The sequence below is a fragment of the Glaciimonas immobilis genome (genome assembly GCF_011947285.1).
In the GTDB taxonomy this organism is placed as follows: domain Bacteria; phylum Pseudomonadota; class Gammaproteobacteria; order Burkholderiales; family Burkholderiaceae_D; genus Glaciimonas; species Glaciimonas immobilis.
Map to the genome: position 1 here is coordinate 460003 of NZ_JAAOZT010000002.1, position 21779 is coordinate 481781.

A 21779-nucleotide genomic window follows, 5' to 3' on the forward strand; every position below is an offset into this window, starting at 1 on the left:
TCGAACATACCAGTAATTTAAGCCGAGCTAATCTGGACTGGGACAGTACAAATTTTCGATGGTATAAAGGGAATAATTGCAGAAGAAAAGCGGGTATTAACGAAAAATTTCAAAAAAACACAGAATTATCTTAGTTCAAGGTAGATTTTATTTTAATAGCCGTGGCATGATAAAAAAATGATTGAGGAGCGGCATGTTTACAATGAATCAGTACATCGCGCGGCGCCAGAATTTAAGGCAGCAGTTCTCATCCGGATTGCTGTTAATTTTGGGGAATTCTGATGCATCGATCAATTTTTCGCACAATAATTACTGGTTTCGTCAAGATTCTTCGTTTTCTTACTTATTTGGACTGAATAGCCCCGATGTGGTGGGCATCATTGATATCGACGCAGGAATCGATATCTTATTCGGCGACGCCGCAAACGTCGATGCAGTGATCTGGGCCGGACCGCAACCGTCGTTGGTAGCGCTAGCGGGCGAAGTTGGCGTCACTACCGTCATGCCAATGCATGCGCTGGCGGACATCCTGGAGAGCGCGCAAAAAGCGCACCGCACAATCCACTACTTGCCACCATATCGCGGCGATTCCATTCTTACCCTGTCCCGTTTATTACGCTGCACGCCGGAACAAGTATCGATCAATACCTCCGCGGCCCTGATCGCTGCGATCATTCATTTGCGCGAAATAAAAGAAGAACATGAAATCGCGGAAATCGAGTACGCGCTCTCCATTACCAAGAAAATGCACGTGGCAGCAATGCAGGCAACCAAGCCCGGTAAATTTGAATATGAAGTCGTCGGCATGATAGAAGGCATTATGCGGTCCCATGATTTGCATGGCGCTTATCCGGTCATTTTTACTCGTCATGGCGAGATTCTTCACAGTCGCCAGCATACCCAACAATTGGTCGCCGGTGATCTGGTCGTCAACGATTCGGGGGTTTCCAGTGCGTTAGGTTACGCCTCGGATATCACCCGGACGATCCCTGTCGGTGGAAAATTTAGTGCGCGTCAACGTCCTCTATATAACCTCGTGTTAGCAGCACAAGAGCGTGCCATCGCCGCCATTAAGCCAGCGGTAACGTATCTCGCGATACATAAACTGGCCGCCTTGGTCATCGTTGAAGGGATGATGGAGATGGGCTTCTTCAATGGCGATCCGCAGCAGGTCGTGGATTCGGGTGCTTACGCGATTTGTTTTCCGCATGGGGTAGGGCATCAACTTGGGTTAGATGTTCACGACATGGAAGGTTTGGGCGAAACCGCCGTGGGTTACGATGACAGCGTTACGCGCAGTGACTTGTTCGGTATGCGCAATTTGCGTCTGGCCAAACCCTTGCGCGCTGGCATGGTACTGACTGTGGAGCCGGGGATTTATTTTATCCCCACACTGATTAAGCGCTGGAAGGACGACGGCCTCCATGCCGCCATGATTAACTATGATCGATTTGGCGAGTATCTGGATTTTGGTGGTATTCGGATTGAAGATAACGTTTTGGTGACGACCACCGGCGCACGCGTGCTGGGCCCCGCAATTCCTAAAACCTGTGAGGCTGTAGAAGCTGCGATGGCAAGTTAATGGCCTCTAAAATAAAATACTAATTAAAATTATTAAATAAAAAAGGTTAAATAAGTTGGTTAACTGTAGTTAAGTGGCAGTTGTTTGCCCTTGCGGTACCCCTCATGATATTGCAATATCAACCATGGAAGAAATTGATGATGAAAAATGCAAAATTTGCTGCCAAAGTAGGTCTGGTCGCCGTGTTAAGCGTGTGCGCCGGACTTGCATCAGCTCAAGCGAAAAAAACATTAGTTTACTGCTCGGAAGCGAGTCCTGAAGGTTTTAGTCCGCAGCTGTACACGACTGGTAATACTTTTGACGCTTCTGCTATTCCAATATTTAATCGTCTGGTTGATTTTGAGATGGGAACAACCGCCATTAAGCCAGGATTAGCACTGTCCTGGGTTATTTCAGATGATGGCACGGTGTATACCTTCAAATTACGTAAAGGCGTGAAGTTTCATAGCAACGCCAAATTCAAGCCAACACGAGATATGAACGCCGATGACGTCGTGTTCACATTTGACCGCATGGGCAATCCTGCTAATCCTTTCCACACGCTGGAGCGCGGGCAATCGTTTGGCTATTATTTGGATATGGGTCTAAACAACATTATCGATAAAGTTGAAAAAGTCGATGACAGCACCGTGCGCTTTAAGCTTAAGCATGCAGAATCACCGTTCCTTGCCGATCTGGTCATGTATTTTGCATCGATCTATTCCGCCGAATACGCGGCGCAACTGGACAAGGCGGGTACGCGCGAATTGCTTGATCGCGACCCTATCGGTACCGGTCCGTTTGAATTTGTATCGTATCAAAAAGATGCGGTTATTCGCTACAAGGCATTTGAGGGGTATTGGGACGGACGTCCTAAAATCGACAATTTGATTTACGCTATTACGCCTGACGCATCGGTACGCTTTGCCAAGCTAAAAGCTAACGAGTGTCAGGTGATGTCGTATCCCAAGCCAGCCGATTTGGCAGCAATGAAAGCAGATAAAAACATTAATCTGATTTCAAAGCCGGGCATGAACATTGGCTATATTGCTTTTAACGTAGAAAAGAAGCCGTTCGATAACAAGCTGGTGCGACAGGCATTGAGCATGGCAATCGATAAAGAAACGATACTCAAAACGGTGTATCAAGGCGCGGGCCAGGTCGCTAAAAATCCTATTCCCCCAACGCTTTGGTCATACAACGATAAGATCAAGGACTATCCGTACGATTTGAAAAAAGCCAAAGAATTGCTGGCCAAAGCCGGTTACCCGAACGGCACAGAAATCGAAATGTGGTATCTGCCGGTCCAGCGCCCGTATAACCCCGACGGTAAGCGTATCGGTGAGCTGATTCAGGCGGACTGGGCAAAAATCGGTGTCAAAGTCAAACTGACGACTTACGAATGGGGCGAATATCTCAAGCGTAGTAAGCAGGGCGACCAGCAGTCGATGATGTTCGGCTGGTCGGGTGACAACGGCGATCCGGATAATTTCTTCGGTAACCTATTGAGCTGCGACGGGGTCAAGGGTGGCGGCAACGTATCGCGCTGGTGCAATAAGGATTTTGACGCGCTGGTTCAAAAAGCCAAGCTGGTTTCCAAACAAAGCGACCGCGCCGCGTTATACGATAAAGCGCAGGTCATTGCGCACGAAGAAGCACCGTGGATCGACATCGCACATTCGGTAGGTTTTGTGCCGGTTCGCAAGAATGTAGTGGGTTTCAAAATCCCGGCGACGCCATATAGTTTCTATTTTGATAAAGTTGATATTGTTAAGTAAAGTACCGTAGCACAAAGAAACTGAAGTCATTCCGACGTCGAGCAACTGGGACTGGCCCTTTATAACCTTCGGGTGCTGCGCTGGGATTGACTTTAGTTTTTTATAGCAAACTACTTCTGCAACACCAGCCTTTTTCGGGCAGGCAAGGCGTCCAGATGGCATCGACTGGCATGCTCTTTAGGGCATTTGATGATAAGCGCCGTGCAATATTCGCGAGGTGCACGGGGCTTCGAAATAAGTCTACTATCTGATGCACGGTTCTTTAACTTTTCTGCCTATATGGTCACAAATCGCCATGTCGGCCGCGTGGAAGTAAAAAACGCTTACGAGGCATCTTTCATTTTCATGCGCTGCGCTTTTTATTGAATAGGCAACCCTATGTTTGGATTTTTGTTGCGACGTGCAGCGTTGGTCATACCGACTTTTCTTGGCATCACCTTGCTAGTATTTTTATTGATTCATATGATCCCCGGAAATGTGGTGGAAGCCATATCCGGTGAGCGGGGTATGGACCCGGTGCGCTATGCGCAGATGATGAAAGAGTTCGGCCTCGACAAGCCGTTATATGTGCAATATTTTACTTATCTCGGACAAGTATTTCATGGCAACCTTGGTATGTCCGTTACCACGCATGAAACTGTACTGTCTGAATTTTTGACCTTGTTTCCTGCCACACTGGAACTTTCGATTTGCGGCATGTTATTGGCTCTGATCATCGGTGTTCCCGCTGGTATTCTGGCCGCTGTCAAGCGCAATACCGTCCTTGATTATTCGGTGATGGGCGCGTCGCTTACCGGTTATTCCATGCCGGTATTCTGGTGGGCCTTATTGTTGATTCTGTTGTTTTCTGTGACGTTGGGCTGGACACCCGTATCCGGACGCATTGATCTGCTATTCGATATTCCACCCGTCACCGGTTTTATGTTAATCGATACGTTGCTAGCGGGCGATACCGGTGCCTTTAAATCGGCACTATCGCATTTGATATTGCCGACGATTGCGCTTGGTACTATTCCGTTGGCAGTGATTGCGCGTATGACACGATCGGCGATGCTGGAAGTTTTGCGCGAGGATTATGTCCGGACTGCCCGCGCCAAAGGGTTGTCTACGTGGCGCGTCATTGGTATTCATGCGCTGCGCAATGCGTTGATTCCTGTCGTGACGGTGATCGGTCTGCAAGTCGGCACGCTATTGGCGGGGGCGATTTTAACCGAGACCATTTTCTCGTGGCCCGGTATCGGCAAATGGCTGGTCGGCGCGATTCAGCGGCGTGATTATCCGGTAGTGCAGGGGGGGATTTTGCTTTCTGCTACCATTATTATCATCGTCAACCTGGTCGTCGACTTGTTGTACGGCGTGATCAATCCCCGCATCCGGCACAACGCATGAATACTACTACCTCTCTCCAAGTTGAGACTCCAGGCGATGTTGCTGACATCGCTGAAATCGCGGTCACTGCGCCGCCACATGGGCTGAAAGAATTTTGGGGCTATTTCAGCCAAAATCGTGGAGCAGTAATGGGCTTGATAATCGTTTTTATCATCGTGCTGGCAGCCTTGTTTGCCGATGTGATTGCCCCGCATTCTCCGATTGAGCAATTTCGGGAGGCAACACTGGTACCGCCCGTCTGGCAAACCGGCGGTTCCGCCAGGTTCCTGCTCGGCACTGATCCGGTCGGTCGGGATATGTTATCGCGGCTGATCCACGGCGCGCGCTTGTCCTTGATAATCGGACTGGTTTCGGTCTCGTTGTCGCTCATACTCGGCATAGTGCTCGGTCTGATGGCCGGTTATTTCCGCGGCCTCATTGAAGTGGCAATCATGCGCTTGATGGATATCATGCTGGCGCTTCCAAGCCTGTTACTCGCGGTCGCGGTCGTCGCTATTCTGGGACCGGGACTAATAAATGCGATGTACGCCATTGCGATCGTGATGTTGCCGCATTATGCGCGGCAGACCCGCGCCGCAGTCATCGGAGAATTGGCAAAGGATTACGTTAGCGCGTCCCGTATCGCTGGCGCGGGCACCACGCGGATTATGTTTAATTGCGTGCTACCAAATTGTGCCGCGCCGCTCATCGTGCAGGCCACGTTGGGATTTTCTACCGCCATTCTCGATGCTGCGGCACTCGGCTTTCTTGGGCTGGGCGCACAGCCGCCGACTCCCGAGTGGGGATCGATGCTTGCCAGCGCGCTGGAGTTTATCCAGAGCGCATGGTGGGTTGTGACGTTCCCGGGGCTGGCAATTTTAGTTTCGGTACTTGCGTTCAATTTGATGGGCGACGGGTTGCGTGATGCACTCGATCCTAAATTGAAGCGTTGATGACAACCATTACACAGCGAGTACCCATGGCATTGTTAGAAATCAAAAACCTTGAGGTAAAGTTTGGATCGACAACTTCTCCTTTTACCGCCGTCGACGGCCTCGATTTAACCATTGAAGCCGGCGAAGTCGTCGGCATTGTGGGCGAGTCAGGATCCGGCAAAAGCGTCACATCGCTGGCGCTGATGGGATTGATCGATTATCCGGGTCGCGTCAATGCAGAGCGCATGGCGTTTGATGGCCGGGACTTGCTAACTATGCCGGAAAAGCAGCGCCGTCGATTGTTGGGCAAGGACATCGCAATGATCTTTCAGGACCCGATGACAAGCCTGAATCCATCCTTCACCGTTGCCTATCAACTCATCGAGACTTTACGTGTACACCAGGGTGGCTCCAATAAAGAATTGCGAGAACGGGCGCTGGCCTTATTAAAACAAGTTGATATCCCCGACCCTGAACGGCGTCTCGACGCCTATCCGCATCAACTATCCGGCGGCATGAGCCAGCGCGTCATGGTGGCCATCGCTATCGCATGCAATCCGCGCCTGTTGATCGCGGATGAACCAACCACGGCGCTAGACGTTACCGTTCAAGCCCAGATGCTGGAACTTTTGTTGCAGTTGCAGCGTGATCGCGGCATGGCGCTGATGTTGATTACACACGATCTGAGTGTGGTGGCGCAGACGGCGCAGCGGGTAGTCGTGATGTACGCCGGACAGGTGCTGGAAACCGGTCCGGTGCCAGCAATATTTCAGGCACCGCAGCATCCATACACGCAGGCGTTGCTCGCAGCGCTGCCCGAGCACAATATCGGCCGTGATCGTTTGCAAACCATCCCCGGCGTCGTGCCCGGTCTGTATGACCGGCCAACAGGCTGCTTACTTAGTCCGCGTTGTCGATACGCAGTCACCCGCTGCAGTCAGGAGCGCCCGCGCCTGACGGGTAATTCCGGGGCGCTGGTACGATGCCATTTCCCGCTGGATGGTGAGGGTAATCCGACCAACGGCTGGGTGCCAACACCTAATTTTGTAGATCCGGTTTTTGTAGATCCCGTTAAGGCTCAACCATTATTTGATACTAAAATAGCCAACCAACCAGATAGTAGGACGGTTTTATGACGACTACGATACCGCTGACATCAGTGTCACAGATAATCAGCCCGCCGAACGTGTTACTTGAAGCCAAAAATCTTCGTAAGCATTACAACGTTTCGCAAGGATTTTTTAAGCCCAAGGCAACCGCCAAGGCGCTTGACGGCGTGTCGTTCAGTCTCAATCCGGGCAAAACCTTGGCGGTAGTCGGGGAATCCGGTTGCGGCAAATCCACGCTGGCGCGGCAGATCACCATGATCGAGCCGCCGACCGATGGCGAGTTATGGATGGACGGCGTCAATATTGCCGACGCCGACCGGGCAATGCTTAAGCGCGTGCGCCCTTTGGTGCAAATGGTATTTCAAAATCCGTACGCCAGCCTCAATCCGCGCAAGAAAGTCAGCGCGATGCTGGAAGAACCGCTGATTATCAATACCCATCTGAGCAAATCCCAACGCGCCGAAAAAGCGCAGGCGATGATGGCCAAAGTGGGGCTGCGCCCTGAGCACTACAATCGCTTTCCGCATATGTTCTCCGGCGGCCAACGACAACGGGTCGCCATCGCACGCGCATTAATGCTCGATCCAAAAGTCATCGTTGCCGATGAACCGGTGTCGGCACTGGATGTCTCGATTCAGGCGCAGGTACTGAATTTGCTAATGGATTTGCAAGATGCCACCGGCGTAGCCTATCTGTTTATTTCGCATAATCTTTCGGTGGTGGAGCACATCGCCGACGAGGTGCTGGTCATGTATTTGGGTAAAGCAGTTGAACATGGCGGCAAAAAAGATATTTTTAGTCGGCCAATGCACCCTTATACCAAAGCATTGTTAGCGAGCACGCCAAGGCTGGATCCAGCCCAGCGCCAACAAAAAATGATGTTGCCCGGGGAATTGCCATCGCCACTGGCACCCCCGCCCGGATGTAGCTTTAATAATCGTTGCCCGCACGCAATCGCACTGTGTCGTGAAATTATCCCGCCATTGGAAGAGTTTGAGGGGCGTCTGGTCGCCTGTCATAGGGTCGCGGAGATTAATTAAAGGCATTGATCACGGAATGCTGATATTTGCCGACGTGCCGTTCGGCTGAATACACCGGTAGTGCAGGTTGCGGACGACGAAAGTCCTGGCGGAAATCGTGCCTTTTATTATTGCTATACCCCACGCAGCATCGCAAAAAGAAAACGTTTGGTGCTGATTGGTTATCACCTACGCGCAATGCGGGCTTAGCTTGGTACAATGGCGGCTATCCCATTAGTGACTTAACATTAGTGACTTAACTTTAGGTCCGCACATCCCATGATCGACATCCAACTTCTCCGCAAAGACATCGCCTCCGCCGCCAGCCGTTTAGCTGCGCGCAAATATCAGCTCGACGTTGACGCGTTTAACACACTGGAAGCGGAGCGCAAGCAAATTCAGACCCGTACCGAAGAACTGCAAAGCCAGCGCAATCAGTTATCCAAGCAAATTGGCATGTTAAAGGGCAAAGGCGGAGATGCTACTGCGGTCATGGCAGAAGTTAACGGTATCGCCGAAGAATTGAAGACTTCCGCAACGCGACTGGAACAGGTACAAGATCAGTTCAGCAGATTTTTGGAAATCATCCCCAACCTACCGCACGAGTCCGTTCCGGTTGGAATAGATGAGTCCGGTAACGTCGAGGTTCGCAAGTCAGGCACGGTACCCGTATTTGATTTTGAGGCGCGCGACCACGTGGATGTCGGTGCCGGTGTCGGCCTTGATTTTGACGTCGCCGCCAAATTGACCGGATCGCGTTTTTCTGTGATGAAGGGCGGGATCGCCCGCTTGCATCGCGCATTGGCGCAATTCATGCTCGACACCCACACGGCTGAGCATGGCTATACCGAGTGTTACACGCCTTATATCGTCAACGCAGATTCATTGCGCGGCACCGGCCAGTTGCCTAAATTTGAAGAAGATTTATTTGCGGTCAAAAAGGGCGGACAAGAAGGCGGGCAGGGCGCAGATAGCGCAGCGCTTTATCTGATCCCGACTGCGGAAGTCCCGCTTACCAATCTTGTTCGTGATGAAATCATCGCAAGCGAAGCCTTGCCTATGAAGCTGACCGCGCATTCACCTTGCTTCCGCTCCGAAGCTGGCAGTTACGGCCGCGACACCCGTGGCATGATACGGCAGCATCAGTTCGATAAAGTCGAAATGGTACAAATAGTCAATCCGGAAACCTCCTACCAAGCGCTGGAAGAAATGGTCGGCCATGCTGAAGTTATTCTACAAAAGCTCGGCCTGCCATATCGGGTAGTTTCTCTGTGCACCGGCGACATGGGTTTTGGCGCGGCCAAAACCTACGATCTGGAAGTCTGGTTGCCCGCCCAAAAAACCTATCGCGAGATTTCCTCGATATCGAATATGGAAGCATTCCAGGCCCGCCGCATGCAAGCCCGCTTCAGAAACGCACAAGGTAAAACTGAATTACTGCACACGTTGAATGGTTCAGGGCTAGCGGTAGGCCGCACGTTGGTCGCGATACTTGAGAATTATCAGCAAGCTGATGGAAGCGTTGAAATCCCAGCCGTATTGCATCCGTACATGGGCGGTATTACACGCCTGATGCCGACGGTTTAAGGCCGACGATTTGCGAATGAATTTATTTAATCGAAAGCATGAATTTGAAAGAATATTAATTTGCAGACGGAGACTTAAAAAGCTGTTTCGTAGACAAGATATTCTGCTATAATCTTGTGCTTTGCTGCAGACCACGCAGCAAATCGACCAATTAGGAGAAGTGGCAGAGTGGTCGAATGCGCCAGACTCGAAATCTGGTTTACAGTTTCGCTGTAACGTGGGTTCGAATCCCACCTTCTCCTCCAAGACAATGTCTTATGATGTCCATATAAGTCCAATAGCCCGCCTCCGCCATAGAGCAGACGCGGGTTTTTTGTCGCCTACTGTCCAGCGTTGTCCATTTACATCCACGTTTTTTGCATCCATACTTGAGCACATGGATGCACCTCAAAACTGACATGGATGCAAGATGCCAAAACTCGCCACCCCTCTCACGGATATTCAAGTCAAAAGTGCAAAGCCCAAAGACAAGTCCTACACGCTGGCAGATGGTGGAGGCATGTATTTGGAGGTTTCCCCGCTCGGTTCCAAAATTTGGCGCATGGCTTACCGCCAGCCCAACGGAAAAAACACCCGATTAACTTTTGGAGCATATCCCGCCGTAACGCTCTTAGCTGCCAGGAAGAGGCGCGATGAAGCCCGGGCATTGAGGGAAGCAGGAACTGATCCGGCACAAGCTCGACGGATCGACAAAAGCAACAAAGCGACTCTTAGCGCGAACACTTTCGAAGTTGTGGCCCGGGAGTGGCATACACACAAGCTTGATACTTGGAAAGCCCAAACGGCGACAAACATCTTGCATAGGCTAGAGGTGGATGTATTCCCTTTAGTCGGCAAGCACCCAATAGCCACCATCAAAGCGCCCACGATGCTAGACGTGCTTCGCCAAGTGGAAAAGCGCGGTGCTCTAGATATGGCGAAGCGGTTGCGACAAGTCTGCAGTCAGATATTCGATTATTCGGTAGCTTCCGGTAGAGGTGAAGTCAATCCGATGCCAAGCCTTAAAGGAGCACTTAAGCATTCTGAATCAGGTAACCATGCTGCCATCACGGCGGACGGACTGCCGGAATTTATTCGCGCCTTCGAAAAGATCGAGGGCCACATGTACCCGCCGACGAAGGTTATGTTCCGTCTAATGATGATGATCTTTGTTCGCACCAGCGAGTTGATCGAGACGCCATGGTCCGAAGTCGATCTTGTCAATGAGTCGTGGATTATCCCTTGGCAGCGTATGAAGATGGGCAAAAGGAAAGTTAAGCCCCGCAAGGTGGATCATCACGTGTTCCTGCCGACTCAGGGATGGGCGCTATTGCATGAGCTGCACACTTTCACTGGCGGTAATAAACATCTGTTCCCCAATATGCGTGACCCGACAAAGCCAACCAGCAATGGCACCATCTTGGCAGCTATCAAGCGGATGGGCTACACCGGCAAGATGACTGGTCACGGGTTCCGGTCATTAGCGATGGGCGTTATAAAAGAACGTCTAGGCTATCGGCATGAGGTCGTGGACCGCCAGTTGTCCCACGCATCAGGCGATGCTTACGGCGAGGCATACGACCGTGCCCTTTTCCTGGATGAGCGCAAGGTCATGATGCAGCAGTATGCCGATTATCTTGAAAATGTCGCTGGAGGCATAGTAATTGCCGGTAAGTTCGGAAAAGCCGTCTAGCCGCTATGGAGACACGTCTAGCGGCTAAGATATACCGTCCAGCCGCTAGACGATCTAGCCACCTGATGCCGCACATCTAATCTTGCTCTATTCGCTACTTGGCGATAACGAGCAAAGGTTAGACAATCATGGCAACACACACTATCACACCAGCAGTAACCCTAGCAGATACCCCACCCAAATCCCTTCCGCTTGATGGCATGAGCTGATGGAGTCAGATCGCCCAGTTCTCCAGTATGTCGGGAAAAGTACCGGCAACTGACGATAGCGGGCAAGGCACCGCAAGCTATCAGGTTTTCCCCTCGTTGCACGGCCTACAGTAACCGGGAGCTTCACCGCTTCTTTGCAGACCCACTAAATTACAACGTGGAGGTCAAATAATGGCCGCTATGAACGTTATCAAAATCGCTGACGTGGCCATCCAATAGGACCAGCAGGGCCGGTATCAAGTGTGGAAGCTGCGCGCTTGGCAAAAATTAACCTCACCCTGCAAGCAAAATTCCTGAGATTTCATCGTGGGAGCGCGCGGTAAAAATTAAGTCACCTTCGATAGCTTCGCCGGTGAAGGTTGCGAGCATCACGACAGATGTCAGCAAAACTGCTTTGATCTAGCAACCCCCGAGAACACTAAAATGGTGTTCTCGATAAAGCTTCAACGAGCTAATGTATTACTTTTTCATTTTATCAGTGAGTCTGGCCGCTATTTTTTCTGCAAGCGCCTCGATCTCCTTTTCCTTAAGCCCTGCAACTATTTCAAAGCTTTGCTGAAGTCGATCAACGACCTCAGCAGTCAGCGTACGGTTATTTTTTGCGGCGGCATCCTCAATTTGCTCTTTGAGCTCAACCGGGAGGCGCAGATTCATCTGTGGGTCATTTCTAGCCATACCGAAGAATAATACAGCACGGTGCTTGCGCACAATGAAGCACGGTGCTATAGTATCACCGTGCTTCATCCGTTAGATGGTGTTGATTTGTAATTTTACCAATTCCGAAAGGGGGTCATATGGAAGGCGCGAGAAAAATTCCTACTTTGCAAGTTCGATTGCCAGAACAATTAAAAGTTTGGCTGAAGCATAAATCTGTCGATAACAGACGTAGTCTAAACAGCGAGGTGGTCACGCGATTGGAAGAAAGCAGAGCGATGGAATTGTCTCAGTTGCAGCGAGACTCAGTCAAAAGGCAGTAATGTAAAAAGTGGCAGTAACGATGTATCAGCACCGTTGCTGCCGATCAAAAGCACAAATTAGAGGTTTGTCCAAATGACCAGCAATAATAGCACTGCAAATGAAGTACATCAAAAACCATCGGCTAGCGTAAAGCAACGCACTACCGAACATGAGCAAATAGCGAAACCTACAAAGCCAGCGCAGTACACCGCCCTGCAGGGTGCTAAAGATGCGGTCTTGGTAGCGGAGATTGGCTACAGCTGCATCAGCGATAATATCAGCCCCATCATGGCCGCCCTTGAGGCACTGGCTTCTACCGATGGCATGACCGGTAAGGATTTGGTCAAGAGACTTGACTCAATAAAAAATCTTGCGCGATTCGGTGTTCGTGTGGCGGCCGACATGGAAAATACATTGGACTCCGAGCGCGAAGCTATGCAGGACAAGCTGAATGCGCTAGAGGGAGCCTTGTCATGACCACTACGGCTAAAGCACTTAAAGATCACATTTCCGACGGCGGGAGTTTACTGACCCTCCTAAGTGGGATGGAAGCAGTCAGCCGGATGGTCGCAGCGGCATCATATGACGGAAAAATAGATAACGTCAGCACTGGTGATATTGCCTTTCTGCTGGCAGACTTGCTCAACGTTGTCAGCAGAATCGTTGAGGACTCTCAATAATGGCAAAGAACACCATCACGTCGGCACCAGTCGAAGCCGTAGCCGAGCCGTTCAAGGCTTTCCAATGGCAATACGGAAAATACGAGCACCACCATTCATTGCAGACCGCAGCCTTGGATATAGGAAAAGGCATTGCAACCATTCTCGAAATAATAGAGGCCGGTTTAGCGGCGCATGAGCACTATGAAACGCCAATGTTCAACGATAACGACCGTGCGAGTCTGCTGAGAATGGCGATTACGTCCGCGTCGTTACTGGCCGAGAAAGCATCTGGCGAAATCGAGTTCGAGAATACTCGGTTTCAGAAGGCGGCCGAATGATGGCGACTCTCACACCGCAAGAAGCCGCATTGATCTCTGCATTTAAAAGCATGGATAAGGAAGAGCGTGGATTGCTATTAATGGGCGCACAAAACGTTGCAGCCCAACGCATTAAAGCAAATCAACCTCATTTAACTTTGATCGTCGGTGGCCGCCCGTCGATAGCCGTAGTCCGGAAGGGGGCAGTATGAGTATTCTTTCCGATTCAAACGACTGGTGCGAGCGGCACCCGCGGTCCTGCCTGGCGATGATCATCACGCTGCTATTGTTGGTCAGCGCTCTATGAGTACCCTTCCTGATCCGCGTAAATCTAAGGCTAAAAATGAGGCAACTAATGGCAAAACGTGACTATGCCAAGGGATCTATCCCGTATGGGTTCGTTCCGGTGCCCAAGCAAATTATCCAGTCATCGGAATGGCAGGCGCTACCGCCGAGCGCGGTAAAACTTGCTATTGATTTGATGGGTCAGTACACCGGCAAGAATAATGGCCGGTTGTGCCCATCGATAACGGTCATGCGGCAATGCGGCTGGAAATCCAGTAAAACGCTGTTGGACGCCAAGAGCGCGTTATTGGAATGCCTTTTCGTGGTGCTGACTCGCAAGGGTCATCCACCAAGCACCCCGGAGTGGCTTGGCTTCACGTGGTGGAAGCTTGATTATGATCGGTGCATGGATATAGATCCGGCTAAATTCCCGTATTTAAACTTTATCAACATGATTCAAGAGAGCAATAAATCGGTCCCAACAAAATTAACTTCTGTAGTTCAGAATCTGAAGCGATTAGCCCCAAAACAGGCCTCTACTTGTTCAGTTTCTGAAGCGATGAACTGAAAATTTGAGGTCCATCACTTCAGTTTCTGAACAAGCGCCCATAGGAGAGTGCCTATTCTTTAATCACTTCAGAAACTGAACATGTTCTAGAGGTTGCCATCTGTAGGTGTTTTTCCTCTGTGGGTTTGTCCTTGAATTTATGGGGTAAAAGGGGTAAAGAAGTGCGAGCGGCCCAAACGATGACCCCAAATTGCGAGTCGTCATCGGTAGCTGGATGGCTTGATTCACCTTCTGGATTTCAAATCCACATGGCCGCCGGGGTATAACGGAAATTCGTTAGACCCCGGTCATTGACCACAGGCTTTAAGCGTTCGGTGGCGCTTGGCCCTCAACACAATCTTGGTCAGATTTGAAATCGGAGCGGTCCGCTAAGATTTGAGGTAAGTCGGATTTGAAATTGGACTTCGCATTCCATGGCGCTCTTGCTCGCGTTAAAAACGTGATCAAACGCCCGATCATCCCACCTTCAATTTGAGGATGGCGCACGTTACTGAAATACCAGTGGTTACGATTCAAACCCGATCAACCAATAAAGAAAGATTGAAACAAGGGGTTTCACGTGTGGCAAGATGAAACCCCTGTTTCACCAATATACCGATGGCAATCCAGATACCCGACCAGTTGCGCCGCCAAGTCCTCGACCTGCGTCGCGCCCATTCCTTGAGCCAGGTGGCTGAGATGACCGCGTTGCCGCTGGGGACCGTGAAAACGATATGCTCCCGCTCTGGAGAGTTTCGCGATAACCCGAAGCACCGGGAGTTATTCTCGCTGCCTCCCCTTAAGTTGAGCGCCAGTACCGATCTGGCTGTGCCGGAATTGCCGCCCCAGGAGGATGTTACCGGCGATAAGGAGGTTGACGCACTTCTGTGGCTGCGCTCAGTGATTAGCACTGGGCAGGCTGCGATGATCGAGAAGGCCATGCTGGGTGCCAGCAGGATCAAGACGCCGCTTGCCGAATTGGAGAAGCGTTATGCCAGCCACATGATGGCAAAGCATCCTGGATCGCTTAGTGCAGTGTTCGCATCAATCGGATTTGCTGATCTTGAGGATCTGGCCAAGAGGTGCGTCAAGAAGTTGAGTCGTAAGCAGGAGGCCCGCGCCCGATTTGGTGACGACCTATTTGAAAGCACCCAAGCGGAACAGTTTTGCATTGAGGCGCTTGAGGGGTTAGAGCGTGGAACTGGGTGGACGTTTGACCGGGTCAAGGTAGATACTCGGTTTGTGGCCCGCGCCGATCTGATGCCGCACACATTGAGCGACTGCCTGTACGAACTGGACTACTGGGATTGTTTGTATAAGATGCGAGCTGCTGTTGATGGTACCGGCGATCCGGCTGCCGAATCAACTGAGCGAGAAAGGTTTGCATTCCGTCGCCTGGCCCACATTCGCGCCAAAACAAAGGATGAGGCAATCGCCGTGTTTCGCTACCTATCGGACTCGGAGTATATGGATGAGACCGAAACCAATGACATTCTTTTGAATTTGATTGGCTAGCAGTCGGAAACAGGGTGTTTCAAGGATCGCATGACAAATGCCGCCATCGGCACAACTGTTAGTGAACGACAGGCACCGAAGGAAGGCCCGCTAGGATCTCCTCAAACCGCGTAAATTGATCCATCGCCTTCCGCGTGGCTGCCATCTCCGATTCTGGCGCGATAGAAATAATATGGTCACGGTACTTTTGGATCAACTGAAGAAGTGTTCCAGACTGATCTTGCGAAAGGGTTGAGCAGATAAATTGAAGCATTACATCTATGGCGATGACCTTTTCATAGAGATCCGAAATATCTATTTTTGATGTTTCTTCCACGGGAGTTTCTTTCGTTAAATTAGTTGCGCGAGAAACATTAACTTAACACATTAGAGACCGCCGTCCCGTTTACTTTGTGCCTTTGGCGGGATATGCATCAAAGGCTCCGGGCGTCTTAGACTTCCGTGCTCCTGAAACTTTAGGAACACGAATGCCAAAGGCGGGACGGCTCGGATCATCCCATCCGTCAATGGCGGTCAGGATGCCGATTGGGGGTTTCCCATAGCTGGACATACCTCCATGTCGAGCTTGGCTCGTTCGGACTTGAAATGTAGACGCAGCTCACATTTATAAATGCGGATTTTCCGTAATTAGATTGGTTAATACCCGTCATGCGGGTATTAAGATTTAAGCCACTTTAGAGACCGTCAGTTTGGCGTTTTGGAAGGGTAGCGTTTCAAACGCCACCCTCACGGCATCTGCTTTGACCGCGAGACTTGATTGCATTCGCCGGGAGATGATCCGAAAAACTCGGACCCATTCCACGGCGGCGATGGACCCGGAAAATCCACTGCTCAGGACTATAATCAATGCAAAGTCGGAACACGACCACCGTAATACAAGTTTAAATCTCAGCCTAGCCTTAGCGGGCAAAAAGTCGGCTCCTTCACCGATCTGGCTGAGACCCTTTTAAATGAAGCCGCTTGAAGGAGCGTATGCATGGAAAAGCCTGACTGGGCTAGTTGGCGAGATATGAATCATGTCGAACTCTGGCAATTCACTGCGCTATCGTTAGATGCAAGTCCTGCTGATGTAAAAACAATATACAACGGCAGGTTTGACAAATCTATTGATGAGCCATTTTGCAAAGAATTTGAGCGTCGCCTTAAAATTTTGGCTAATAACACCCCAATGTCCCTGCACCCGATGGCAAGGATAAACAAGAGTCTGGTGTATTCCCAGCCGATTTTTTTTCGAATAGGAACAAAACTAGCTGTCGAAAATTATGATTGGTCATTTCCTGATGAATTTAGGTCTATGGCCGAATTAGCAGATAAGGATAAACGTCCGGAAACGCCTTCCGCCAACTCAATGGAATTAATGCCACAACTAGCGCCAGTAAGCGAATCGGAGACGACCACAGCGCCGTTCACCGCTCAGAACATTGCCGCTGGATCGCCCGCCGAGAGTAGACCAGAACTAGACGGCGCTCCAGCTGTTGCGGCTGAATCAGTCAAACTAGCACAGTCCGTAGAAGAACTGGGTTTGTCGAAGCGAGAAAAGCAAATTAGAGTAATAGTCACCACGGCAGAAACGAAAGGATATAAAGTTCTAAGCATCGAGACCGGCAATAAAGCATTACTTCGTAAAGCATGTAAAACATCGCGGCCGGACCTGTTTGGCGCTGGTGATAATCCATTTGACGATGCTTGGGAAGTAGCAACTAGGTCAGACCCTCCACGTTTGCGCATGGCTGATCACGATAAATTTGCCAGGAGGTAGGGTAAAAATACCCCACATCCCCACTCTTGCGACCCCACTAGCACCCCAGTTTCTAATGCACTTCATCGGAGCGGAATAACCCGCTCTGGATTATCACTAATCCGATGAGGTGCAATAAATGTTTGAGACCCTTCCAAATACTGGCTACGTCCGCTTGCCAGCTGTTCTTCACGTTTATCCCGTTTCTAAATCTACCTGGTGGGCCGGAATTAAGTCGGGCAAGTTCCCCGTGGGGATTAAATTGTCTGAGCGTGTCACCGCTTGGAAGGTCGAAGATATTCGCGCCCTTATTGCCCAAGGCGGCGCGTAATGAGCCGCACACCACGTAAGCCCAAAACGAAAAAAGTCGCCCCCGGCAAAGGAAAAGCGACTTCTGGAAATCTTCAAAATAAAGTATTGCGGTGTGGCGAGAAGCATATCAGTAAGTTTCGTGAGGCGCTACGCCAAAAGAATCTTTTATTGTCGAGTACCAAAACCGAAACCCAGCTCGATACCCTTCTGAAAATATTGCAGTACCGCGGTGACGCTGGCGTCAACACTCCCGAGGGCGTAGGAATCGGTTTCGCCAGAATTGCAACTCGTGTTTTCGATCTTGAAATGCGCGGCTGGCGCATCGATACGCTGCGCGAGGATGTAATCACGGCAGATGGTCTGACGCATCGCGGAATCGCCCGGTACGTCTTCCGTGGTCGCCGCGTGGATTTCATTGATCCGCAGGGTGCGCTCGATCTGGGAGCGGCGGCATAATGGAAAAAATCGACACTATCCTGCTCGATACAATCCGTATCGATGGCGGCACCCAATCCCGCGCGGCCCTCAACGAAGCAACGATCGGCGAATACGCTGAAGCTATACGCGGTGGTGTCGACCTTCCGCCGATCATCACTTTTTTCGACGGAGCGAATTACTGGCTGGCTGATGGTTTCCACCGTTATCACGCGCACAAGGCGGCTGGTGCCATGGAAATCATGGCCGAAGTGCGCAATGGTCTATGCCGTGATGCCGTGCTGTATTCGGTCGGTGCCAATGCCTCCCATGGCCTGCGCCGCACGAATGAGGATAAGCACCGTGCCGTGAAAACTTTGCTTGGCGATGCTGAATGGGCCGCTTGGAGCCAAGAAAAGATCGCAAAAGCGTGCGGCGTTTCGACCGGCTTCGTTTCAAAGCTGGTAAATGAACCATCTCTTCATGGTGAAGGGATGAGTAAGCCAGCAACTCGCACGGTAGAGCGCAATGGCAAAGTGTACGAGCAAAACACGGCCAATATCGGCAAGGCCAAGCCGGTTGACGAACAAGTACCGCAATCCATCGAGATCAAACAATCTGCGACGCTGCCCGAAGTCGTCCCCGAGAACTTCGGCCCATCGCCAGAAGAAATTGCTTTTGCTGTCCGCGCCGAGGCCGAGCAGATGGACTATATCAAGAGCCTGCTCGCATCTGACGATGACCCGTTGGCAAAGACCCTAGCGGAATTAAAACAGAAGGGCTTGGAAATATCGGCGCTGAGATCGCAAAACGCCGGCCATCAAAATACAATCAACGACCAGATACGCATGATTAAGTCCTTGCGCTCGAAGCTGGAAAAATTGGAGCGCGCAGCATGAACGCGACCTTATTTGAAAAAGAGGCGCCATGCTACGCCAGTACGTCATTCCCAGAGCCGCGCCCGTTCCAATCGACTGCCCACGATGCGCTGCGCAAGGGGCTTAAGGCTGGGCACAAAAACCAGTTGATCATGGCGCCGACCGGCGCCGGCAAGTCGTATTTAGGCCTGCGCATCGCACACGAGGCGCTGCTGAAAGGCCGACGCGTAATCTTCGTGTGTGACCGCACGACGTTGATCAATCAGACCAGCGAGGCGGCCGACAAGTACGGCTTGTCCGTGCACGGCATCATTCAGGCCAACCACTGGCGATTCAATCCCGATGTGCCGTTTCAAATCGCGAGCGCGCAGACGCTGAAGAATCGCGGATGGCCAGACGCTGACGTCATTATCGTGGACGAGGCTCACACGCAGTTGAGCGTATGGACCGAGCATATTAAAACGTGCCGTGCCGCAGTGGTGGGGTTGTCGGCGACGCCGTTCTCTGATGGTCTGGGCAAGTTGTTTAGTAATTTGATAAACGCGGTCACGATGAATGAATTGACCCTGTCCGGCGTACTGGTACCGATGAAGGTATTTAGTTGCACCAAGACCAATATGGACGGAGCAGCGATAGGCGGAGGGGAATGGACGGACAAAGCCGCAGAGGAACGCGGTATGGAAATTGTGGGCGATGTCGTTGTCGAGTGGGTCAAATACGCAGAGGACCGAAAGACCATTGTATTTGGCGCAACGATAGCGCATTGCGAGGAGATATGCCGCCAGTTTAACGAAGCTGGGATCATGGCTGCAATGTTCACTTCTAAAACAGATGCAATCGAACGCGCGGAACTGTTAACCGAGTACAAACAGCCCGATTCAGCACTCAAGATTCTGGTAAGTGTCGAAGCGCTTGCCAAGGGCTTCGATGCGCCGACCGTTGGGTGCGTAGTTGACTGTCGCCCGCTGCGCAAGTCGCTGAGCACTTTTATGCAAATGATTGGCAGGGGGCTGCGAAGCTCCCCCGAAACTGGTAAGACCGATTGCATTCTATTGGATCACAGCGGCAATATTCTGCGGTTCATGGATGATTACAGCGACATTTATTACAACGGCCTAGAAGCACTCGATGCCGGTGACAAATTGGACAAAGTGATTCGCCGTGAGGAGAAGGTCAAGGAACCAAAAGGTTGTCCGTCATGCGGCTTCTTTCCGTTCGCTAAGCGCTGCATTTCCTGTGGTCACGAGGCGACGTCTACTTCGATGGTGCAAGTGGAAGCAGGGGAAATGCGAGAGGTCATGCTTGGCAAGAAAAAACTTGCTGATGACACTTACCATCTTTGGGATCAGCTGTGCACCTACGCCGTCGGAAACAGCGCGCCTGAAAAGCAGCGAGGCCGCGCGTCGCATCTTTACAAGGATATGACGGGAGATTGGCCGCCCGCTGATTTTAAATTTGATGCGTTGGCCAATACGCCGATCACCCGCAATGTGATGAATAAAATCAAATCGAAGAATATTGCATTCTCGCGCGGGTCGGCAGCATGACGACCGCCAAAGCAGCGGGCGCGCTGTCGTTTGTGCCGCCGCATGATCGCGACCTCTGGGTGCGTATGGCGATGGCGATCAAGTCCGAATTTGCGGAAGATGGGTTTGATGCCTGGGACACCTGGAGCCAAGGTGCGGAGTCCTACAACGAGAAGTCAGCCCGTGCCGTGTGGCGGAGTATCGGTACCGCAGGGAAAATCGGTATCGGCTCCCTGTTTCACGAAGCGGCGGCCAATGGCTGGAGGGACAACGACCAGCCGCGCGGCCCGCTCTCCGCTCAGGAAGAAGCAGAAAAACAGCGAGCCCGGGCTGTACGCGATGCAGCGACAGCTGAGGAGGAGATCCGCAAGCAGCGGGGTTACCGCGCCGCCGCCGAGGCATCACAAAAGCTAATCGACCTGTGCACGCTGGAAACGCACTACTACCTCAACGCCAAAGGCCTGCCGGCTGCAGTCGGTCTGGTTGCCGATCACGTCTTAATCGTCCCCATGCGCAATCTGGAAACCAATCAGCTGCAAGGTATGCAGTCAATCGAATGGATGCCCGAAGAACGCCAGTGGGAAAAGAAGATGGCGTTCGGCATGAGGGCGAAAGGCGCGGTACTTCGGCTTGGCAACAGGAACGCCGCAGAGACGTTTCTGTGTGAGGGCTATGTGACTGGCCTATCCATTGAAATGGCGCTGCGCAGACTGCGTTTAAACGCCTCTGTGCTGATTTGTTTTAGCGATTCCAATATGGCGCATGTAGCTGAAATGGTCCAAGGGCGTGCATTTGTGTGCGCGGACCATGATGTATCGGGCGCCGGCGAAAAGGCGGCGAAGAAAACCGGTCTGCGGTACTGCATGAGTGACGCGATCGGTGAGGACGTCAACGATCTGCATCAGCGCGCGGGGTTAATGGCGCTGTGCAAATTAATCATTGATGTCCGTATGAGGAGCAAGTAATGGTTGTCCCAAAGAAGAAAAAAGCCGACATTTGGATGCCGCTTTACGTGTCGGATTATCTGTCCGACACCATGCACCTGAACACCGAACAGCACGGCGCTTATTTGCTATTGCTGATGGCTGCATGGAAGTCTGAGGCGCGACTGCCGAATGATCCAGAGCAGCTGCAGGCAATTTGCAGGTTAAGCCCCGCTAAGTGGAAGGCGAGTGAATCGGTTTTAAAGAGATTTTTTCATATCACTCCTGAATATTGGATCAATAACCGACTACGGGAGGAGATGGAAAAAGCAATAAAGAACACTGAGGCAAAGACCGTTTCTGGCATAAAAGGGGCGGCTGCCAGATGGCAAACGCATAGCGAAGGCATGACGAATTGATGGCGAACGCATAGCAAAGCTTTAACGAAGTGATGCACCTTCACCTTC

General features: G+C 51.3%; 24 protein-coding genes and 1 tRNA gene. 23 read left to right on the forward strand and 2 right to left on the reverse strand.

What is annotated here, in order from left to right:
* Nucleotides 1–193: 193 nt before the first annotated feature.
* The 9 genes from HAV38_RS04285 to HAV38_RS04325 all read left to right on the forward strand — a co-directional run bounded on the left by HAV38_RS04285 (nucleotide 194) and on the right by HAV38_RS04325 (nucleotide 11029).
* Nucleotides 194–1582 (forward strand): aminopeptidase P family protein, encoded by a 1389-nt coding sequence (locus tag HAV38_RS04285; RefSeq protein WP_168052698.1) that lies wholly within the window; start codon nucleotides 194–196, stop codon nucleotides 1580–1582.
* Nucleotides 1583–1722: 140 nt separating this feature from the next.
* The gene (locus tag HAV38_RS04290) at nucleotides 1723–3339 is read left to right on the forward strand and encodes an ABC transporter substrate-binding protein (RefSeq protein ID WP_168053559.1); all 1617 of its coding nucleotides are present in this window, start codon (nucleotides 1723–1725) and stop codon (nucleotides 3337–3339) included.
* A gap of 378 nt (nucleotides 3340–3717) precedes the next feature.
* Nucleotides 3718–4728 carry an ABC transporter permease subunit gene (locus tag HAV38_RS04295; RefSeq protein ID WP_168052699.1) on the forward strand — a complete coding sequence of 337 codons (1011 nt, stop codon included), beginning with the start codon at nucleotides 3718–3720 and terminating at the stop codon, nucleotides 4726–4728.
* On the forward strand, nucleotides 4725–5660 hold the full coding sequence (locus tag HAV38_RS04300) for an ABC transporter permease subunit (RefSeq protein ID WP_168052700.1): 936 nt from the start codon (nucleotides 4725–4727) through the stop codon (nucleotides 5658–5660). Before HAV38_RS04295 ends, HAV38_RS04300 begins: the two co-directional genes overlap by 4 nt.
* Nucleotides 5661–5686: 26 nt before the next feature.
* Nucleotides 5687–6778, forward strand: coding sequence for an oligopeptide/dipeptide ABC transporter ATP-binding protein (locus tag HAV38_RS04305; protein WP_168053561.1), 1092 nt, complete (start codon nucleotides 5687–5689; stop codon nucleotides 6776–6778).
* The gene (locus HAV38_RS04310) at nucleotides 6775–7791 is read left to right on the forward strand and encodes a peptide ABC transporter ATP-binding protein (protein ID WP_168052701.1); all 1017 of its coding nucleotides are present in this window, start codon (nucleotides 6775–6777) and stop codon (nucleotides 7789–7791) included. The genes HAV38_RS04305 and HAV38_RS04310 overlap by 4 nt, the downstream gene beginning before the upstream one ends.
* A 258-nt stretch (nucleotides 7792–8049) precedes the next feature.
* The gene (serS, locus tag HAV38_RS04315; protein ID WP_168052703.1) at nucleotides 8050–9357 is read left to right on the forward strand and encodes a serine--tRNA ligase; all 1308 of its coding nucleotides are present in this window, start codon (nucleotides 8050–8052) and stop codon (nucleotides 9355–9357) included.
* Nucleotides 9358–9511: 154 nt separating this feature from the next.
* Nucleotides 9512–9602, forward strand: a tRNA-Ser gene (locus HAV38_RS04320).
* A 164-nt stretch (nucleotides 9603–9766) separates the two neighbouring features.
* Nucleotides 9767–11029, forward strand: a complete 1263-nt coding sequence (locus tag HAV38_RS04325) for a tyrosine-type recombinase/integrase (protein ID WP_168052705.1) — start codon at nucleotides 9767–9769, stop codon at nucleotides 11027–11029.
* A gap of 668 nt (nucleotides 11030–11697) precedes the next feature.
* Here the strand turns inward: HAV38_RS04325 and HAV38_RS04330 are convergent.
* Entirely contained in the window at nucleotides 11698–11982 is a 285-nt protein-coding gene (locus HAV38_RS04330) for an Arc family DNA-binding protein (protein WP_209216602.1), read from the reverse strand.
* A 50-nt stretch (nucleotides 11983–12032) separates the two neighbouring features.
* On the opposite strand from HAV38_RS04330, the gene HAV38_RS22240 reads away from it, so the two are divergent.
* The 7 genes from HAV38_RS22240 (at nucleotide 12033) to HAV38_RS04365 (ending at nucleotide 15521) form a co-directional block, all read left to right on the forward strand.
* Nucleotides 12033–12215, forward strand: coding sequence for an Arc family DNA-binding protein (locus tag HAV38_RS22240; protein WP_168052707.1), 183 nt, complete (start codon nucleotides 12033–12035; stop codon nucleotides 12213–12215).
* Between the two features lie 73 nt (nucleotides 12216–12288).
* Nucleotides 12289–12672, forward strand: a complete 384-nt coding sequence (locus HAV38_RS04340; RefSeq protein ID WP_168052709.1) for a hypothetical protein — start codon at nucleotides 12289–12291, stop codon at nucleotides 12670–12672.
* Nucleotides 12669–12875, forward strand: coding sequence for a hypothetical protein (locus HAV38_RS04345; protein WP_168052711.1), 207 nt, complete (start codon nucleotides 12669–12671; stop codon nucleotides 12873–12875). The genes HAV38_RS04340 and HAV38_RS04345 overlap by 4 nt, the downstream gene beginning before the upstream one ends.
* A complete protein-coding gene (locus HAV38_RS04350; RefSeq protein WP_168052713.1) occupies nucleotides 12875–13195 on the forward strand; it encodes a hypothetical protein in 321 nt (106 codons plus the stop codon). The genes HAV38_RS04345 and HAV38_RS04350 overlap by 1 nt, the downstream gene beginning before the upstream one ends.
* Nucleotides 13192–13386 (forward strand): hypothetical protein, encoded by a 195-nt coding sequence (locus HAV38_RS04355; RefSeq protein WP_168052715.1) that lies wholly within the window; start codon nucleotides 13192–13194, stop codon nucleotides 13384–13386. Before HAV38_RS04350 ends, HAV38_RS04355 begins: the two co-directional genes overlap by 4 nt.
* Before the next feature lie 143 nt (nucleotides 13387–13529).
* Complete coding sequence (locus tag HAV38_RS04360; protein WP_168052717.1) at nucleotides 13530–14027, forward strand: hypothetical protein; 498 nt, start codon at nucleotides 13530–13532, stop codon at nucleotides 14025–14027.
* A 597-nt stretch (nucleotides 14028–14624) separates the two neighbouring features.
* Nucleotides 14625–15521 (forward strand): hypothetical protein, encoded by an 897-nt coding sequence (locus tag HAV38_RS04365; protein ID WP_184013369.1) that lies wholly within the window; start codon nucleotides 14625–14627, stop codon nucleotides 15519–15521.
* 58 nt (nucleotides 15522–15579) lie between these two features.
* Here the strand turns inward: HAV38_RS04365 and HAV38_RS04370 are convergent, their stop codons facing one another.
* A complete protein-coding gene (locus HAV38_RS04370; RefSeq protein WP_168052719.1) occupies nucleotides 15580–15837 on the reverse strand; it encodes a hypothetical protein in 258 nt (85 codons plus the stop codon).
* A 660-nt stretch (nucleotides 15838–16497) separates the two neighbouring features.
* Here HAV38_RS04370 and HAV38_RS04375 point away from each other — a divergent pair.
* From HAV38_RS04375 to HAV38_RS04405, 7 genes are all read left to right on the forward strand, one after another.
* The gene (locus HAV38_RS04375; RefSeq protein WP_168052721.1) at nucleotides 16498–17280 is read left to right on the forward strand and encodes a response regulator; all 783 of its coding nucleotides are present in this window, start codon (nucleotides 16498–16500) and stop codon (nucleotides 17278–17280) included.
* Nucleotides 17281–17398: 118 nt separating this feature from the next.
* Complete coding sequence (locus HAV38_RS04380) at nucleotides 17399–17590, forward strand: helix-turn-helix transcriptional regulator (RefSeq protein WP_168052723.1); 192 nt, start codon at nucleotides 17399–17401, stop codon at nucleotides 17588–17590.
* Nucleotides 17590–18027, forward strand: coding sequence for a helix-turn-helix domain-containing protein (locus tag HAV38_RS04385; protein WP_168052725.1), 438 nt, complete (start codon nucleotides 17590–17592; stop codon nucleotides 18025–18027). The genes HAV38_RS04380 and HAV38_RS04385 overlap by 1 nt, the downstream gene beginning before the upstream one ends.
* Nucleotides 18027–18884 carry a ParB N-terminal domain-containing protein gene (locus HAV38_RS04390; protein WP_168052727.1) on the forward strand — a complete coding sequence of 286 codons (858 nt, stop codon included), beginning with the start codon at nucleotides 18027–18029 and terminating at the stop codon, nucleotides 18882–18884. Before HAV38_RS04385 ends, HAV38_RS04390 begins: the two co-directional genes overlap by 1 nt.
* Nucleotides 18881–20410, forward strand: coding sequence for a DEAD/DEAH box helicase (locus HAV38_RS04395; protein WP_168052729.1), 1530 nt, complete (start codon nucleotides 18881–18883; stop codon nucleotides 20408–20410). The genes HAV38_RS04390 and HAV38_RS04395 overlap by 4 nt, the downstream gene beginning before the upstream one ends.
* Entirely contained in the window at nucleotides 20407–21354 is a 948-nt protein-coding gene (locus HAV38_RS04400) for a PriCT-2 domain-containing protein (protein WP_168052731.1), read from the forward strand. Before HAV38_RS04395 ends, HAV38_RS04400 begins: the two co-directional genes overlap by 4 nt.
* Complete coding sequence (locus HAV38_RS04405) at nucleotides 21354–21731, forward strand: YdaU family protein (RefSeq protein ID WP_168052733.1); 378 nt, start codon at nucleotides 21354–21356, stop codon at nucleotides 21729–21731. Before HAV38_RS04400 ends, HAV38_RS04405 begins: the two co-directional genes overlap by 1 nt.
* Nucleotides 21732–21779 lie beyond the last annotated feature (48 nt).

Bases quoted from the DNA above. Each gene is read 5' to 3' on its own strand.
- HAV38_RS04355 (WP_168052715.1), top strand. From the start codon at position 13,192: ATGATGGCGACTCTCACACCGCAAGAAGCCGCATTGATCTCTGCATTT.
- HAV38_RS04360 (WP_168052717.1), top strand. From the start codon at position 13,530: ATGGCAAAACGTGACTATGCCAAGGGATCTATCCCGTATGGGTTCGTT.
- HAV38_RS04395 (WP_168052729.1), top strand. From the start codon at position 18,881: ATGAACGCGACCTTATTTGAAAAAGAGGCGCCATGCTACGCCAGTACG.
- HAV38_RS04405 (WP_168052733.1), top strand. From the start codon at position 21,354: ATGGTTGTCCCAAAGAAGAAAAAAGCCGACATTTGGATGCCGCTTTAC.
- HAV38_RS04300 (WP_168052700.1), top strand. From the start codon at position 4,725: ATGAATACTACTACCTCTCTCCAAGTTGAGACTCCAGGCGATGTTGCT.
- HAV38_RS04385 (WP_168052725.1), top strand. From the start codon at position 17,590: ATGAGCCGCACACCACGTAAGCCCAAAACGAAAAAAGTCGCCCCCGGC.
- HAV38_RS04340 (WP_168052709.1), top strand. From the start codon at position 12,289: ATGACCAGCAATAATAGCACTGCAAATGAAGTACATCAAAAACCATCG.
- HAV38_RS04325 (WP_168052705.1), top strand. From the start codon at position 9,767: ATGCCAAAACTCGCCACCCCTCTCACGGATATTCAAGTCAAAAGTGCA.
- HAV38_RS04285 (WP_168052698.1), top strand. From the start codon at position 194: ATGTTTACAATGAATCAGTACATCGCGCGGCGCCAGAATTTAAGGCAG.
- HAV38_RS04365 (WP_184013369.1), top strand. From the start codon at position 14,625: ATGGCAATCCAGATACCCGACCAGTTGCGCCGCCAAGTCCTCGACCTG.
- HAV38_RS04330 (WP_209216602.1), bottom strand. From the start codon at position 11,982: ATGAAGCACGGTGATACTATAGCACCGTGCTTCATTGTGCGCAAGCAC.
- HAV38_RS04390 (WP_168052727.1), top strand. From the start codon at position 18,027: ATGGAAAAAATCGACACTATCCTGCTCGATACAATCCGTATCGATGGC.
- HAV38_RS04345 (WP_168052711.1), top strand. From the start codon at position 12,669: ATGACCACTACGGCTAAAGCACTTAAAGATCACATTTCCGACGGCGGG.
- serS (WP_168052703.1), top strand. From the start codon at position 8,050: ATGATCGACATCCAACTTCTCCGCAAAGACATCGCCTCCGCCGCCAGC.
- HAV38_RS04295 (WP_168052699.1), top strand. From the start codon at position 3,718: ATGTTTGGATTTTTGTTGCGACGTGCAGCGTTGGTCATACCGACTTTT.
- HAV38_RS04380 (WP_168052723.1), top strand. From the start codon at position 17,399: ATGTTTGAGACCCTTCCAAATACTGGCTACGTCCGCTTGCCAGCTGTT.
- HAV38_RS22240 (WP_168052707.1), top strand. From the start codon at position 12,033: ATGGAAGGCGCGAGAAAAATTCCTACTTTGCAAGTTCGATTGCCAGAA.
- HAV38_RS04350 (WP_168052713.1), top strand. From the start codon at position 12,875: ATGGCAAAGAACACCATCACGTCGGCACCAGTCGAAGCCGTAGCCGAG.
- HAV38_RS04400 (WP_168052731.1), top strand. From the start codon at position 20,407: ATGACGACCGCCAAAGCAGCGGGCGCGCTGTCGTTTGTGCCGCCGCAT.
- HAV38_RS04375 (WP_168052721.1), top strand. From the start codon at position 16,498: ATGGAAAAGCCTGACTGGGCTAGTTGGCGAGATATGAATCATGTCGAA.
- HAV38_RS04310 (WP_168052701.1), top strand. From the start codon at position 6,775: ATGACGACTACGATACCGCTGACATCAGTGTCACAGATAATCAGCCCG.
- HAV38_RS04305 (WP_168053561.1), top strand. From the start codon at position 5,687: ATGGCATTGTTAGAAATCAAAAACCTTGAGGTAAAGTTTGGATCGACA.
- HAV38_RS04290 (WP_168053559.1), top strand. From the start codon at position 1,723: ATGAAAAATGCAAAATTTGCTGCCAAAGTAGGTCTGGTCGCCGTGTTA.